This is a genomic window from Methanonatronarchaeum sp. AMET-Sl, from assembly GCF_029854155.1.
Taxonomy (GTDB): domain Archaea; phylum Halobacteriota; class Methanonatronarchaeia; order Methanonatronarchaeales; family Methanonatronarchaeaceae; genus Methanonatronarchaeum.
Genome location: NZ_CP122958.1, coordinates 899,511 through 913,165 on the forward strand (window position 1 = coordinate 899,511; position 13,655 = coordinate 913,165).

The 13,655-nt window shown below is 38.0% G+C and carries 19 protein-coding genes; 9 read left to right on the plus strand and 10 right to left on the minus strand.

Annotated features, from left to right (window positions below):
* Positions 1-4: 4 nt before the first annotated feature.
* The 8 genes from ftsY to QEN48_RS04560 form a co-directional block, all read right to left on the minus strand.
* Positions 5-1,045, minus strand: a complete 1,041-nt coding sequence (gene ftsY / locus QEN48_RS04525) for a signal recognition particle-docking protein FtsY (RefSeq protein WP_280107711.1) — start codon at positions 1,043-1,045, stop codon at positions 5-7.
* A gap of 90 nt (positions 1,046-1,135) precedes the next feature.
* The gene (gene rpl18a, locus QEN48_RS04530; RefSeq protein ID WP_280107712.1) at positions 1,136-1,315 is read right to left on the minus strand and encodes a 50S ribosomal protein L18Ae; all 180 of its coding nucleotides are present in this window, start codon (positions 1,313-1,315) and stop codon (positions 1,136-1,138) included.
* A gap of 13 nt (positions 1,316-1,328) precedes the next feature.
* Positions 1,329-1,997, minus strand: a complete 669-nt coding sequence (locus QEN48_RS04535) for a translation initiation factor IF-6 (protein WP_280107713.1) — start codon at positions 1,995-1,997, stop codon at positions 1,329-1,331.
* 28 nt (positions 1,998-2,025) lie between these two features.
* Complete coding sequence (locus QEN48_RS04540) at positions 2,026-2,283, minus strand: 50S ribosomal protein L31e (RefSeq protein ID WP_280107714.1); 258 nt, start codon at positions 2,281-2,283, stop codon at positions 2,026-2,028.
* A 13-nt stretch (positions 2,284-2,296) separates the two neighbouring features.
* The gene (locus QEN48_RS04545; protein WP_280107715.1) at positions 2,297-2,449 is read right to left on the minus strand and encodes a 50S ribosomal protein L39e; all 153 of its coding nucleotides are present in this window, start codon (positions 2,447-2,449) and stop codon (positions 2,297-2,299) included.
* A 10-nt stretch (positions 2,450-2,459) separates the two neighbouring features.
* A complete protein-coding gene (locus tag QEN48_RS04550; protein ID WP_280107716.1) occupies positions 2,460-2,792 on the minus strand; it encodes a DNA-binding protein in 333 nt (110 codons plus the stop codon).
* A 46-nt stretch (positions 2,793-2,838) separates the two neighbouring features.
* The gene (locus QEN48_RS04555) at positions 2,839-3,288 is read right to left on the minus strand and encodes a 30S ribosomal protein S19e (protein WP_280107717.1); all 450 of its coding nucleotides are present in this window, start codon (positions 3,286-3,288) and stop codon (positions 2,839-2,841) included.
* Positions 3,289-3,499: 211 nt separating this feature from the next.
* Positions 3,500-4,156, minus strand: a complete 657-nt coding sequence (locus tag QEN48_RS04560) for a histidinol phosphate phosphatase domain-containing protein (protein WP_280107718.1) — start codon at positions 4,154-4,156, stop codon at positions 3,500-3,502.
* Positions 4,157-4,316: 160 nt separating this feature from the next.
* On the opposite strand from QEN48_RS04560, the gene QEN48_RS04565 reads away from it, so the two are divergent.
* The 9 genes from QEN48_RS04565 to QEN48_RS04605 all read left to right on the plus strand — a co-directional run bounded on the left by QEN48_RS04565 (position 4,317) and on the right by QEN48_RS04605 (position 12,369).
* Positions 4,317-5,351, plus strand: coding sequence for a methyltransferase domain-containing protein (locus QEN48_RS04565; RefSeq protein ID WP_280107719.1), 1,035 nt, complete (start codon positions 4,317-4,319; stop codon positions 5,349-5,351).
* Positions 5,352-5,353: 2 nt separating this feature from the next.
* Positions 5,354-5,635, plus strand: a complete 282-nt coding sequence (locus tag QEN48_RS04570; protein ID WP_280107720.1) for an ACT domain-containing protein — start codon at positions 5,354-5,356, stop codon at positions 5,633-5,635.
* Between the two features lie 6 nt (positions 5,636-5,641).
* On the plus strand, positions 5,642-7,006 hold the full coding sequence (locus QEN48_RS04575; RefSeq protein WP_280107721.1) for a PFL family protein: 1,365 nt from the start codon (positions 5,642-5,644) through the stop codon (positions 7,004-7,006).
* A gap of 24 nt (positions 7,007-7,030) precedes the next feature.
* A complete protein-coding gene (gene rnz / locus QEN48_RS04580; RefSeq protein WP_280107722.1) occupies positions 7,031-7,981 on the plus strand; it encodes a ribonuclease Z in 951 nt (316 codons plus the stop codon).
* Between the two features lie 216 nt (positions 7,982-8,197).
* A complete protein-coding gene (locus QEN48_RS04585; protein WP_280107723.1) occupies positions 8,198-8,575 on the plus strand; it encodes a DUF555 domain-containing protein in 378 nt (125 codons plus the stop codon).
* A 6-nt stretch (positions 8,576-8,581) separates the two neighbouring features.
* The gene (locus QEN48_RS04590) at positions 8,582-9,478 is read left to right on the plus strand and encodes a carbohydrate kinase family protein (protein WP_280107724.1); all 897 of its coding nucleotides are present in this window, start codon (positions 8,582-8,584) and stop codon (positions 9,476-9,478) included.
* The gene (locus tag QEN48_RS04595) at positions 9,475-10,161 is read left to right on the plus strand and encodes a diphthine--ammonia ligase (RefSeq protein ID WP_280107725.1); all 687 of its coding nucleotides are present in this window, start codon (positions 9,475-9,477) and stop codon (positions 10,159-10,161) included. Before QEN48_RS04590 ends, QEN48_RS04595 begins: the two co-directional genes overlap by 4 nt.
* Before the next feature lie 376 nt (positions 10,162-10,537).
* Positions 10,538-10,906, plus strand: coding sequence for a class II SORL domain-containing protein (locus tag QEN48_RS04600; protein WP_280107726.1), 369 nt, complete (start codon positions 10,538-10,540; stop codon positions 10,904-10,906).
* Positions 10,907-11,148: 242 nt separating this feature from the next.
* The gene (locus QEN48_RS04605) at positions 11,149-12,369 is read left to right on the plus strand and encodes an Nre family DNA repair protein (RefSeq protein WP_280107727.1); all 1,221 of its coding nucleotides are present in this window, start codon (positions 11,149-11,151) and stop codon (positions 12,367-12,369) included.
* 37 nt (positions 12,370-12,406) lie between these two features.
* On the opposite strand, the gene QEN48_RS04610 is transcribed toward QEN48_RS04605, so the two are convergent.
* Both QEN48_RS04610 and QEN48_RS04615 read right to left on the minus strand, forming a co-directional pair.
* Positions 12,407-12,673, minus strand: coding sequence for a DUF357 domain-containing protein (locus QEN48_RS04610; protein ID WP_280107728.1), 267 nt, complete (start codon positions 12,671-12,673; stop codon positions 12,407-12,409).
* Complete coding sequence (locus tag QEN48_RS04615; RefSeq protein WP_280107729.1) at positions 12,670-13,506, minus strand: ribose-phosphate diphosphokinase; 837 nt, start codon at positions 13,504-13,506, stop codon at positions 12,670-12,672. The genes QEN48_RS04610 and QEN48_RS04615 overlap by 4 nt, the downstream gene beginning before the upstream one ends.
* Positions 13,507-13,655: the final 149 nt, after the last annotated feature.

Here is a 13,655-nt window from a genome sequence, read left to right on the forward strand (position 1 = left end):
ATTATCACCCAACAATCTCTTCAACGAACCATTCTGGATCGAACTTTCTTAAGTCATCGTAACTTTGTCCTGTTCCAACAAATATTATTGGATTTTTTGTTGCGTATGATATGGAGATAGCTGCTCCACCACTTACGTCTGCATCTATTTTAGTTAGAATTGATGCATCTATGTCTACTGCTTCATCGAATTCTCGGGCACGCTCCACTGCATCACTTCCAGCAACAGCTTCATCGACGAAGAACACGAGGTTTGGATCTACAACTCTTTTTATTTTTTTAATTTGATCCATTAGGTTGACGTCTGTATGCATCCTGCCTGCAGTGTCACCTAACACGATATCGTAGTTGTTTGCTTGGGCGAACTCTACTGCGTCGTAGATTACTGCTGCAGGGTCTGATCCTTCTTGATGTTTGATTACTTTAAGATCTAGTTTTTCTCCATGTTTCTCTATTTGTTCCATCGCTCCAGCCCTGAAAGTATCTCCGTTTGCTAAAACGGTTTTATAGTCTTTGTCTCGCAACATCTTAGCCATCTTGGCGATGGTTGTTGTTTTACCTACACCGTTGGTTCCAACAAATATTATTACAACTGGTTTATCTGTTTCTTTTATGTATCTATTGAATTCGAACTCGCTTGTAAATATATTAAGGATTGAGTTTCTAAGGCTCTCATTAACGATTTTACCTACGTCTTCACGCCATTTTATTTCTTGTCCCACTAGGTCTTTTTTGACATCTTCCCCGATTTTTTCGGCAACGTCGAAAGCAACGTCATTCTCAATTAAATCGAACTTGAAGTCGGAGATAGGGTCTTCAACATCGTCTTCACTAAGTATTACCTTTCTCTCTTTAATGAACTTCTTTGCCTTGTTTTTAAATGATGTTTTTTTATCCTTGACATCACTGTCTTTATCTATTGGTTTTTCGTCTGTTTCTTGGGTTTCAGGTATTTCTTCAGGCCTTATTTCTTCTTCTTTAATCCCAGTTTTCTCTTCTACCTTTTTTTTAAGTGAGTTAACTCCATCCTTTAGTTTTTTAAACATAATGTTCCTCAAGTAAATGGGTCTGGTAGTCGTTAAAGTTTCAATTGTTAAAAAAAGTTAGTTTGCCAACCGTATATTGGCTGGCTATATTTAGTTTTGTTTTTTAATTTCTTTAATCTGGATTTGTCGGCGTTTAGCTCTGTGTTTACTTCCTAGTATTGAGTAGATTTTTTCTCTAGCTGTTTCTTCGTTCTCTGCTTCTATAACTTTCTTGAATTTCTGGTTTTTGTTTGATCCCATATCAAAATATCCGTTTACTTCAAACTCCATATTTATCACCATTTTATTCTGAAAACAATGCTTCTTCTATTCTTCCTAGTTCTGGCCCGGTGGTTTTTTTACCGGTTAGGAAGCCATTGTTGTTAGCTACAACCCCTGAACCAACCATTGGCATTCCATATCCAAATGTCCCTACTGCTGCGTTTAAACCAAATTTACTGGATATCTCGTTTAACTCGTTTTCATTGACCATTGGATGTAGCAATATGCCTTTGTTGTTTACAACACCTGCTGCACCAACGTTTTTTATACCTGAGATAGCGGTCTTGATTATCTCCACATCCAGTGTTTCCTGTATTTTTTTAATGTATTTTCCATCGAGGTCTGGATGTACTAATGCGTTTGTGTCGTTTGATAGCACTAGGTTTCCTGATGTGTTCATGCCTTCTGAAAGTATCTCTATTTCTAGGCCTGTCTCGTTTTTAAGTATCTCTATCTCCTTTTCCCCTGCTATGTCCGATACTAGTATGCCGTTCTTGTTTATTTCGGATAGACATCCAACTAAAACGCTGTCTCCAATGGTTAATTCTATTGCTTCTACTTCCAGTGTTTTCTCGATTGCTTTAATGACTTTTTGTTTCATTCCAGTTGGCACTAACGCGTAATCGTTTGAGGCACTACAGTAGACACCTACCATCTGACTCCCGAATACTTCCAGTCTCTCGAAAAGCATTTTAATTATATTTTTATTTATTTTTGTTTTATTGTTCGGCCAGCTCTGCTTCAACTACTCCGTCTTCGAATCTTCTGGCAAGAACTCTGATGTGTGATGGTGGTTTTTTGATTCCTCTTTTCCAGATTTCTTCGTTTAGGGAGTTATCGATGTAGATTTGATCGATATCTGTGTCTAGGTGTTTTGACAGTCTTTCACGTATCTCGTATATGGCTTTAGATGCCCGTTTGTTTTTTGAAAACCTCTTAATTTTTTTAAGAGGGATTTTAATTACTTTTTCTTCCAACTTTCAACACCTCTTACTCGTCTGTGTCGTCCCTTCTCCAGCTACGTCTTTTTGGGTGGTTTGTTACATCTCGGTTTGTCTTCATCATAACCCATGCTGGAACTCTGCTGTTCTGTCTGTTTTTTTTCGCAAGTCTCTTTTTCTTAGCTTTGTTTTTTTTACCCATATGAATCACTTTATTTTCTTCTGATATTGATATCCTTACTACTACCTTCTTGTGCTTTTTTAAGAATTTCTTTAAGTTGATTGTCATCGATTTGACCCTGAATCCTACCGCTTCGAGCAAGCATTATTAGTTGTTGTTCAATAGATTCGGTGAAGTCAGGTTTAACCATGCTAAGGTTTTTAAGGCGTTGCCTTGCTTCAGAAGTCAATATTTTACGTAAGACCTTTTTCTTACGGTTCTCAATCTCCTGTTCTTGTTCTTCAGACCCACCTTCTTGTCCGGCTCTTTTCTGCATTTCCTGTAGTTTCTTTTCCCGAAGTTTTTTGATTTCTTCTTCATCCATCGATAAAACACCCCTAATTATCTATATATCAATGTAATGTATCTATTCAATATTTCTTAAGGACTTCTTTTTCCTCTTCTAAACTGCTTTTTATTTCACGAGCAGTTTGATCAAGAAAGCTTTGGCCCTCATTTGTAATTTCTCTACCGTCCATTGATTTCTGGACAAAACCAGCGCCCTCAAGTTGTTGTAGAGACGTTCTGATTATAGATCCAGAGCCTTTTCTAAAGTGTTCTGGAGAACTGCCTCTGTTGGCTCTTCCGCCATAATATTTCCTAAGCCTTCCAACACCTATAGGGCCCTTTGTATATACTTTTCTTAAAAGGGCGGCTGACCTTATGTACCACCAGTTATCCTGGGATGGGGGTCTCTCTTTAGAGACACCTGTTTTAACAAAGTCAGCCCACTCTGGAGGCTCTACCTCTTCGACATCTTCCAACTTCTCTGCAACCTCTTCAATTAATTCATTCGGTGGAACATCATATACTGTAGCCATATATATACCTCATGCAATTTGTAATTGTGATTAGAATCTAATTCAAATCTAAAAAAACGCTAACCTATTATTAACAACTAATTTCAGGTTTCAAGCTTATAATATTTTTGTGAACATCCCTCAAGAAACAGATATAGTTTAACTTTTAGGTGACAAGAGGATCGATTCGATTTAACTTTTCTAGAGAGATTTAAAAACGGTCTATTGGTTTTTAGGTTTTATTGGTTGTTTTTCTTGAATATAACTTATCTGGGTTTTCATGTATGATTTCTTTAACCAATTTTTTTGGTATACCTGCCCCTAAACCAACCTTCATAGCTTTTTTAGGTGTAAGGAGGTCTTTTAAATGATGTGCATCTGAGTTGATTATTAAGGGGGCGTTGTGTTCAATCGCTTTTTTAGCAACATGACCGTTCGTATAACAATGACCACATCTAGTCGTGATCTCTAGATATACGTTCTGTTCACGTGCTTTCTCAGCTACTTCATCCGTTATATATCCTGGATGAGCTAAGATATCTATTAAACCGGACTCGATTGCAGCGATATTTGTTCCATCCGGAACTGGTTCAACAGGACTTTCACCATGCATAACAATGACTTCAGCACCACAGGACCTAGCTTTCTCTGCAAGCTTCTCGATTTTGTCTACAGGTGTGAAAGTTAATTCAGCACCCACAACCAACTCAATGTTTTCAATTTCTTTCGATATTTTAGTGAGTTTTTCAACAACATCTAGGTTTGAGAAATCGATGTGATCTGTGATAGCTATACGGTCAAAACCATTGACGCGATACCTCTCAGCAATCTCAGAAGGTAAGAGGTCTCCATCGCTATAGACCGAGTGAATATGAAAATCTGAAATCATACTAAGTATTTAATAACTGGGATATTCATAAAACCATATCCCTCCCCCTAAAAAATTGTGGAGACAATATTTCAAAACCTTTTATAATTTACATTTTTTAGTTTTGTTTGTTTTTATGTTATCTGGTGTTTTGGTTTTGTTTGTTTTAGGTTGTATCCATTTGTTTTTTCTATTTTTATCTCCATTCTTAATTAAGGAGCTTGTAATGGATATTGGTGAGGGTTTTGTTTTTGATTTGTCTGGGGAACATCCAGAATTACCTTTTGCTGAAGTGATTAGTGTATTTGAGGCTTTGGATCTTGATTTTGAGGTTTTTGGGTGTTTTAATAGGGTTTTGGTTGTTGGTGTTGAGGGTTTGGATGTTGAGTATTTGTCTGGTAGGCTTTCTATGTCTCATAGGGTTTGTAGTTTAGTTGGTTTTGAGAGGGATTATAGTGGTTTGATTGAGGTTTCTAGTAGTTTAAGGCCTGAGGGATCTTTTTGTGTTAGGGCTGTGAATCGTGGTGGTTCATGTGGTGGCCGGGATGTTGAGAGAGAGGTTGGTGGTGTTATAGATGGTGTTGTTGACCTTGATGACCCGGATGTTGTTTACAGGGTTTTTATTGTGGATGGGGGTTATGTTCTTGGTAGAGAGTTAAGCGATATTGATCGTGGTAAGTTTGATCGCTGGAAGCCTACTGTACGTCCTCACTTTAGTCCTGTTGGTATAAATCCCCGTTTTGCACGTTTAATTGTTAATCTGAGTCGTGTTGGCAGGGATGAAGTTTTGTTGGATCCTTTTGCGGGAACTGGTAGTTTTTTGATTGAAGGTGGTTTTGTACGGGCTTTTCCGGTTGGAGTAGATATTGATAGAGATATGTTGTTGGGATGTCGACGTAATTTGGATTTTGTTGGTTTAGATTCTGACTTAATTCAGGCGGATGCATTGAATCTTCCTTTCAGGGAGAGATCGGTTGATGCTGTCGTTGCAGACCCTCCATATGGACGTTCTTCACGTGTTGATGCAGGATCACTTGATGAATTGATAAATAAATCTGTAGAAGAGATGTTTAGGGTATTGAAGAAAAAGGGTTATTTAGTTTTGGTTTTGCCTGAAGGGACTGATTTAATAGGATGGGCAGATGAAATTGAGAGTTATAGAGTTAGAGTTCATAGATCGCTTACAAGAGTCATAAGGATATTTAGGAGGAGTTAATTATGAATGAAGAAGACGTAGTTGTAATAACTGTTGAAGGTTCAGATCATCCAGGGATTGTTGCCAATATCACTCAAGCACTAGCTGATGTTAATGCAAACATTCTTGATATTTCTCAAACCGTTGTACGAGAAGTATTCACAATGCTGCTTTTCGCTGACCTAAAGAACTCAGATATTGATTTTAATGAACTTAAAGATAAATTAAACAAGGTTGGAGAAGAACAAGGGGTTCGTATCACTGTTCAGTCTGAAGAGATTTTCCGACAGATGCATAGGGTGTGATTTAGGTTGATCAGTTCTGAAGAGATATTTGAAACCATCGACATGGTTGCAATCGAGAACCTTGATATAAGAACTGTGACCCTAGGGATAAACATAGGTAACTGCAGTTCTAGCAACCCAAAAAAACTAGCTGAAAATGTAAAACAAAAAATAATTGAAGAAGGCAGAGAACTTTCCAACTCAGCCGACAGAATTGAAAGTCGTTATGGCATACCAATCGTAAACCGACGTATATCTGTTTCACCGGTAGGAGAGATGATAGGGCCCGCAATAAACAGTGACCCAGAGGTGGGTGTTAAAGTTGCTTTAGCCATGGATGATGCCGCCAGAGAGATAGGCGTTGATTTCATAGGTGGATATTCAGCCCTCGTAGATAAAGGTATGACCAACGCCTCCAAATGTTTGTTGGATACCATTCCACAAGCACTAGCTCAAACTGAGAGAGTTTGTTCATCTGTAGAGGTAGCGAGCACAAGATCCGGAATAAACATGGATGCGGTTAAAAAATCCGGAATGATCGTTAAAGAAACCAGTCAAAAAACAAGTAGTGAGGGAGGTATAGGTTCTGCAAAACTCGGTTTTTTTGCAAACGCACCCCCAGACAACCCATTTATGCCTGGAGCGATGCATGGAGCTGGAAACCAAGAATCATCAATAAGCGTTGCTATATCCGGTCCAGGAGTAGTCCGCTCTGTTGTAGAAACAACAGATGGAGATTTCAGTGAACTCTCTGAAGCAATTAAAAAAACATCATTCAAAATGACAAGAGCTGGAGAACTAATTGGGAAAAAAGTCGCGGAAAAACTAGATGTAGATTTCAACATAGTTGACCTATCACTAGCTCCAACACCAGCGGAAGGAGACTCAGTAGCAGAAATATTGGAGCGAATGGGTATAGAAGGATGTGGAGCCCCAGGGAGCACAGCAGCACTAGCATTACTAACAGATGCAGTGAAAAAAGGCGGTATGATGGCAACCGCCAACGTAGGTGGATTAAGCGGAAGCTTCATACCGGTAACCGAAGACGCCGGCATGGCAAGAGCCGTAAAACAAGGCTCAATGAACATCGAGAAACTGGAGGCTATGTCAAGCGTATGCAGCGTAGGCCTAGACATGGTTCCAATACCCGGAGACACATCAATAGAAACAATCAGCGCGATAATCGCTGATGAATGTGCAATAGGAATGATGAACAACAAAACCACTGGAATCAGATTAATTCCAGTTCCAGGAAAGAAAGCAGGTGAAACAGTTAGTTTCGGGGGTCTTTTAGGAGAGTCAACGATAATGTCTGTATCAAACTACAAATCGATGGGGTTTGTAGAGCGTGGCGGCCGTATACCAGCACCTATCCATAGCCTCAAAAACTAATTAAAACCAATAAAATAGATAAATATGCCTTTAGACGTAATTTTTTTAGGAACAGCCGGGGCAACACCCACAGTTGAACGAAACCCCCCCGCAATAATGATCAAAAGAGAAGACGAAATGATGTTGTTCGACTGTGGAGAAGGAACCCAGAGACAGATGATGAAAGCACGTACAGGAATGTTTCTAGACAGAATATACATAACACATTTCCATGCAGACCACTTCCTCGGAATACCAGGAATTATACAGACACTCGCATTCCAAGGAAGAGAAAAACCAGTTGAGATAATAGGGCCAGAAGGAACACAGAGATTAATAAAAGCAATGTCAGCCTTAGGAGCAAACACACCAAACTTCGAAATCAAAGTAAAGGAAGTTGCTCCAGGCGAAACAATAGAACACAAAGAATACAAAATCAATGTAGTTAAAGCCGACCATGGCCGGAAAATACAAGCACTTGCATACATACTACAAGAAAAAGAAAGACCCGGAAAATTCAATAGAGAAAAGGCAATCGAACTCGGTGTAGAGCCAGGCCCCGATTTCGGCAAACTACAGAAAGGCCAGTCAATACAGATCGGAGACAAAAAAATAACACCCGAAATGATTTTAGGCCCCCCAAGAAAAGGAAGAAAAATCGTATACACCGGAGACACCAGACCAAACCAACAAATCAAAGAAGCAAGCAAAGAAGCAGATTTATTAATACATGACGGAACATTCACATCAAAAGATCAAGAAAGAGCAATTGAAACAAAACACACCACAGCAAAAGAAGCAGCAGAAACAGCAAGCAAAACAAACGCAAAAATGCTAGCACTCACACACCTAAGCTCAAGATACTCAAAAAACTACCTACCACTACTAAAAGAAGCCAAAAAAAGATTTAAAAACACAATAGTTCCAAGAGACCTGACTCAAATAAGAATACCATTCCCAGAGAAAGACAGAGAAATAAAAATAAAAGGCCTATAAACAGGGTAATCCGAATAAAGCCAATGCACAAAAAACCTTCTTCAATGATTATAACGTCTATTTACTAAACCAGATGCTGGTTTTTAATAAAAAAATTGAAAGAACCAACATATCTATGAAACAATTATTTGTTGAACAAACTCTAAACGAATTTACAGTTATACTACCGTAATATAATTTTTTGATTTAACGTAGGTAATTGGTGATGTGATAGTTATGAATAATTATTATGTGACGCTTGAGGCTGCTTGGTCTGTGAAAGATGTAGAATCTGTTGAGGATGCGATGAGTGTTGCCATTAGTGAAGCGGGAAATAAGTTGAATAAATCCGGTTTAGGATATGTAGAGATCGATATAGGCTCAACTCTATGTCCTGCATGTGGACAGCCATTTGAAAGCGTATACATAGCGGCTGACACAGCTCTAGTTGGACTCATTTTTGGTATGAAGGTTTTCAATGCTGAAAACCAAGAACACGCTATTAGAATAGCTAAAAGTAGTATTGGAAATGTCTTGACAGAAACACCGTTAGACGAGATAGAGATTGAAGAGCTTGATGAAGAGGAGGTTGAAGACGAAGGACGGGAGGCTTGAAACTCCTTGATTTTATCTGTTGGCCACACAGCAATAGACCATATATTCAGGGTCCCACGTTTCCCGAAACCAGACTCTTCAATATACATAGAAGACTACAAACGACTATACGGAGGAGGAGCCGCAAACGTAGCCGCAAACATAGCTAGTCTCGGAATGGAGTCATCACTACTAAGCCTCGTAGGACAAGACTTCCAGGAATATGGATACGAAAAACATCTAGAAAAAATCGGAGTCAACACAGAACACATGAAGATATTGGAAGGGAAAACAAGCAACGCATTTGTATATACAGACGAAAAAGACAGTCAGATAACATATTTCTATTGGGGTGCATCAAAAAAATTCCCAGAACAAAACGTCCCAGAAAACATAGATAAATATGACATAATTCATCTAGCCCCATCTGACCCAACATACAATAAAAAAATCGCAGAAAAAGCAAAATACCTTTCATTCGACCCAGGACAAGACCTACCAGTATACACAAAAAAAGACCTAAAAACAATACTAAAAAATACAGACATACTTTTCAGCAACATACACGAAATCAAGAAAATAAAAACAAAAACAGACTTAACATTCAATGAAATAAAAAAACAGGTCGAAACAGTTGTAGTTACAAACGAAGACGAAGGCAGCACAATCTACAATGAAAAAACAATCAAAATACCACCAGTACCAGTAAAGGCAGTAGACCCAACAGGAGCAGGAGACGCATACAGAGCAGGATTCCTAACAGCAATACAAAAAGGCTATGACCTTGAAACAACCGGTAAAATAGCTTCCACAGTTGCATCATTCACTGTAGAAAAAATAGGTTGCCAAACAAACCTACCAACATGGAAACAAACAATCAAGAGATACAATAAAACATTCAATAAAAAACCAAAGAAAAAATGAAAGCAATATCACTGTTCTCAGGCGGAAAAGACTCTGTAATCTCACTATACAAAGCACAACAAAAACACCATATACAATGCCTCGTTTCAGTACACCCCGAACACAACGAATCATATATGTACCACTACCAAAAACCAGAAATAACCGAACTACAAGCCAAAGCACTAGAAAAACCATTAAAATGGATCGAAACCAAAGCAATAAAAGAAAAAGAAATAGACGACCTAAAAAAAGGCCTAAAGAAACTAAAAAAAGAAATAAACTTCGAAGCAGTAATAACCGGCGCAATAGAAAGCAACTACCAAAAAACCCGAATAGAAAAAGTATGCAACCAACTAGACCTAAAACCAATAACACCACTCTGGCAAACAAACCAAAAACAACTACTAAAATACATAACCAAAAACGATTTTGAAGTAATAATAACAAAAGTCTCAGCCGGAGGCCTAACCAAAAAACACCTAAACAAAAAAATAAACCAACAACTAATCAAAGAACTCACAGAAATCCAAAAAAAATGGAGAATAAACCTAGCAGGAGAAGGAGGAGAATACGAAACACTAGTACTAGACGCACCAAACTACAAACAAAAAATCCAGTTATTAGAAACAGAAAAAAAATTCAACCAAAAACAACAAAAAGGCCAACTCGAAATAAAAAAAGCAAAACTAATACCAAAATAAACCAAAAACCCTAAACCTTTTTTTCATAAAACAAAACCATGGCACAAAACATAGTTAGCCCAAACCACCTCCAATTAATAAATTTATAGATAATTTAGCAACTGCAAAGAACCAAACTCGACCAAAAAACTAGTTTTGAAACTCACCGAACCAATTGAACAAAACCCACTCAGCATTCCAAAAAACCTCCTCCACTTTAAATGATGAAGTTAGGTCAAAATAGATAAATACAATAAATACGTTAATTGATATTGTAAAGAAGTTTTAGATAATGTCCAAAAACTCCAGGACTAGAAGGAAACAAAAACCGTTTCCTTTTAAACTTAAGGTATGGTTTTTGGACAAAAATAAAATAAATTAATTTAGGTGAAGTATTATGGAAGGAAGTCCCTTAGATGGCGTTAATAAACCAGAAACCCAGGAAGTAGATGATATGACGGTTCTTGAAAAAAAACACACAATAGTTATCGACGCACCTAACGAAATAGAGAAAGATGAAAAATTTAAAGTAACAGTCAAGGTTGGTGAGTACATGGACCATCCCAACGAGCCAGAACACTTCTTTGAATGGATAGAGCTATACTCCGGCGAAACATTTCTATCAAGAATCCACCTAACACCCGAAAAAACACACCACAAACTTATCACCGAAATAAAGCTCAAAGAAACAACAAAATTAATAGGAAGAGCCCGATGCAACATACATGGAGTTTGGGAAGGCGAAAAACAAATCAACATCAAATAAAACACAACAGATATCACGAAACCTAAAACCACTACCACCCTCTTATTAAAAGACAAATAACCAACCAAATCAATGGGAGAAAGAGTTTAAAAATAAAGTTAGTTTCCAACCTAACTTAACTCTTGTGAGAGTTCGATAGAGCAGTAAGTCCTCCCCTCTTTAGGAAGAGGAGGATGTCACTAAAATAAAATAAAATAAATTGGAATACAATTTGAATTGTTTTAAACCATTTTTTGGATAGAATGACGGTGCCAAGATGCGTTAGGTGTAAGGGGGCTAAAAACCTTTGTGGAGATAAATGTAAGTATCTCTCCAACATTGGTTTGATTCAGGATCGGGAGATAGGTCAGGAAGTTCATGGGATGAGCCCGCCGGCTGTTTTTGTAGGCAGGCACAACTATCCTAAAGTCAATTTAGGGCCAATGGTTCCGATTGAAAATAGGGAGGTCTATGCCGATACTGAATCAATGTTTGGTGAAAACCTTGAAGATTTAATTGCGATGCGTTCAAGTCTTGTTAGATCTGGTTTTTCTTCCAACGTAGAGATAGGTAGTTGGAGCACTCGATTAATCGATTTAACTCAAGAAATAGCTATGTCAAACTCACCAGTAGACACTGAAGTTGAGTTTAGGAAACCACCCAAATTTGAAGTTAAACTTGACGCATACACACAGCCTTCAGGGCCATATGGGGAGATAAGTAAGGCTGAGATAACAGAAAACCCATCAATACCCCGTGATGTAGATTATATCGTCAGTGATAGTGACGCAAAGACAACTACTGCCTTAAAAGAGCTTTATAACCGAGGGGTTTCAGTAAGCCAGACCATACGACTTTTATCATCTGGATTATTGGGGCAAGAAAAAGATAGAAAACTGGTTCCAACACGATGGAGCATAACCGCCACAGACTCAAACCTATCCGAAATACTTTTAAACCGAATCAAACATTATCAACAAATCAACCAAGTATTAGCTGGATATTCAGAATACCTAGGAAACCGATGCGTAATAATACTAATACCAGCAAACTGGCAATTCGAACTTGTCGAATGCTACATGAAAGGCAGTTTATGGTCCGGAGGACAAACCACTTACATAAGCGAAATGGAAAAATACCAAGGAAGAAAAAAATACGCAGAAAAAACAGCAGGAGCATACTACGCAACAAAACTAGCTATAGCAGAAAAACTCGAAAACCTAGGCAGACAAGCAAAAGTAATAGCCATTAGAGAAATCGGAGACGAATACTTCATCCCACTCGGAGTCTGGGTTGTTAGAGAAACAATGAGAAACGCAACACAAAACCTAAAAAAATTCGATACCCTAGACCAAGCAATAAAATACTCAAAACAAAAACTAAAATTCTCCAAAAACTGGATAGAAACAAGCAAACTACTAAAAAACCACAAACAACAAAAAAGACTAACAGACTACCTAAACAAAAAACCCCAACCAAAATAAAAAAACAAAAAACAGGGAAAAAACCCAAAAAACCTACTTATCTCTCTGTTTCTGTTTCTGTTTCTGTTTTTTTGATATAGTTGTATTGTTCTCCGATTTCGAGCCATGCCCACCCCCATATTACGCATTCGAATGCTCTAACGTAGTCGTTTTGTTTTATGAAGTGGTTTGAGTCTTTTAAGTACGCTGTTATGTTTTCTATAAATCTTTCTCCTTCTTTTTGGGCAGGCTCCACCTTCTTGAGTCTTTTTTTAAGTTTTGATTGCCATTTATCTGTTTCATTTATTAGTTGTTGTTCTGTCATTTTAGGTTCTCTGCGATTATTGGGGCTACACTTACTTTTGATACGCTTTTCTCAATTGTGTCTGTGCAGATAATGTCGGTACATCCGGCTGAATATAGTTTTTGTATTGCGTTGCCTGCTAGAACTGGGTGTGTTGCACCAACATAAACTTCTTTTGCACCCTGTTTTTTTAGCATGCTTATAGCTTGAGACATTGTTCCTCCAGTAGCGATTATGTCATCGACAATTAAGACGCTGCGGCCGTCAACATCGATTTGTTTTGGAGTTATCTCTACTTCTTCACCAGATTTTCTTGTTTTAACCAGATGGTCATGTTCCCAACCTCGTATTTCTGCTACACTACGGGCCCTATCTTGCGCTCCTTCATCTGGAGCTATGACTATTGGGTTTTCAAGATCTAGTTCACGCGCCATATGATCGAAAGCCATTAGGTTTGTGAAATCACAATCGAAATATTCCTTGACCTTCATGTTATGGATGTCTATTGTTATAACTTCATTAGAATATTTACTGATGGGTTTAGCGATTGCTCGGGCACTGATAGGTTCTCCAACTTCGAAACGACGATCCTGCCTTGAATAACCCATGTATGGAATAACTGTTGTTATCTTTGACGAATCAACTGCGTCAAGTAACAATAGTAAGTTAACAAACTCAGAATCAGAAGTAATGCTCTGAACAACAACTACCTCATCATCCAGACTATCCAATATCTTTAGGTATTGTTCTCCATCGGGAAATGTTTTATAACTAACTTTAACTAAATCAACTTCCATCTCATCTGCTATTTTTGAACCTAGGTGTTGACTAGCTCTACCACAAACAACATTCATTTTTATCGGGCCAACCCAATTATCTGGATGACCCTGTCACCTCACCCTTAAAATAAAACAAATAATAAGTTATATTATTCGGAGGTTTCATCCCCACTCTAAAGAACTGGGTTTTCACCTCGAATTTTCCGTAGAAAACCAAACAATAT

What these genes read in the sequence shown, in the direction of transcription:
- QEN48_RS04600 (WP_280107726.1), top strand. Translation starts at nt 10,538, where the DNA reads ATGGAAGGAAGTCCCTTAGATGGCGTTAATAAACCAGAAACCCAGGAA.
- ftsY (WP_280107711.1), bottom strand. Translation starts at nt 1,045, where the DNA reads ATGTTTAAAAAACTAAAGGATGGAGTTAACTCACTTAAAAAAAAGGTA.
- QEN48_RS04605 (WP_280107727.1), top strand. Translation starts at nt 11,149, where the DNA reads ATGACGGTGCCAAGATGCGTTAGGTGTAAGGGGGCTAAAAACCTTTGT.
- QEN48_RS04555 (WP_280107717.1), bottom strand. Translation starts at nt 3,288, where the DNA reads ATGGCTACAGTATATGATGTTCCACCGAATGAATTAATTGAAGAGGTT.
- QEN48_RS04560 (WP_280107718.1), bottom strand. Translation starts at nt 4,156, where the DNA reads ATGATTTCAGATTTTCATATTCACTCGGTCTATAGCGATGGAGACCTC.
- QEN48_RS04615 (WP_280107729.1), bottom strand. Translation starts at nt 13,506, where the DNA reads ATGAATGTTGTTTGTGGTAGAGCTAGTCAACACCTAGGTTCAAAAATA.
- QEN48_RS04595 (WP_280107725.1), top strand. Translation starts at nt 9,475, where the DNA reads ATGAAAGCAATATCACTGTTCTCAGGCGGAAAAGACTCTGTAATCTCA.
- QEN48_RS04570 (WP_280107720.1), top strand. Translation starts at nt 5,354, where the DNA reads ATGAATGAAGAAGACGTAGTTGTAATAACTGTTGAAGGTTCAGATCAT.
- rpl18a (WP_280107712.1), bottom strand. Translation starts at nt 1,315, where the DNA reads ATGGAGTTTGAAGTAAACGGATATTTTGATATGGGATCAAACAAAAAC.
- QEN48_RS04535 (WP_280107713.1), bottom strand. Translation starts at nt 1,997, where the DNA reads ATGCTTTTCGAGAGACTGGAAGTATTCGGGAGTCAGATGGTAGGTGTC.
- rnz (WP_280107722.1), top strand. Translation starts at nt 7,031, where the DNA reads ATGCCTTTAGACGTAATTTTTTTAGGAACAGCCGGGGCAACACCCACA.
- QEN48_RS04610 (WP_280107728.1), bottom strand. Translation starts at nt 12,673, where the DNA reads ATGACAGAACAACAACTAATAAATGAAACAGATAAATGGCAATCAAAA.
- QEN48_RS04545 (WP_280107715.1), bottom strand. Translation starts at nt 2,449, where the DNA reads ATGGGTAAAAAAAACAAAGCTAAGAAAAAGAGACTTGCGAAAAAAAAC.
- QEN48_RS04585 (WP_280107723.1), top strand. Translation starts at nt 8,198, where the DNA reads ATGAATAATTATTATGTGACGCTTGAGGCTGCTTGGTCTGTGAAAGAT.
- QEN48_RS04550 (WP_280107716.1), bottom strand. Translation starts at nt 2,792, where the DNA reads ATGGATGAAGAAGAAATCAAAAAACTTCGGGAAAAGAAACTACAGGAA.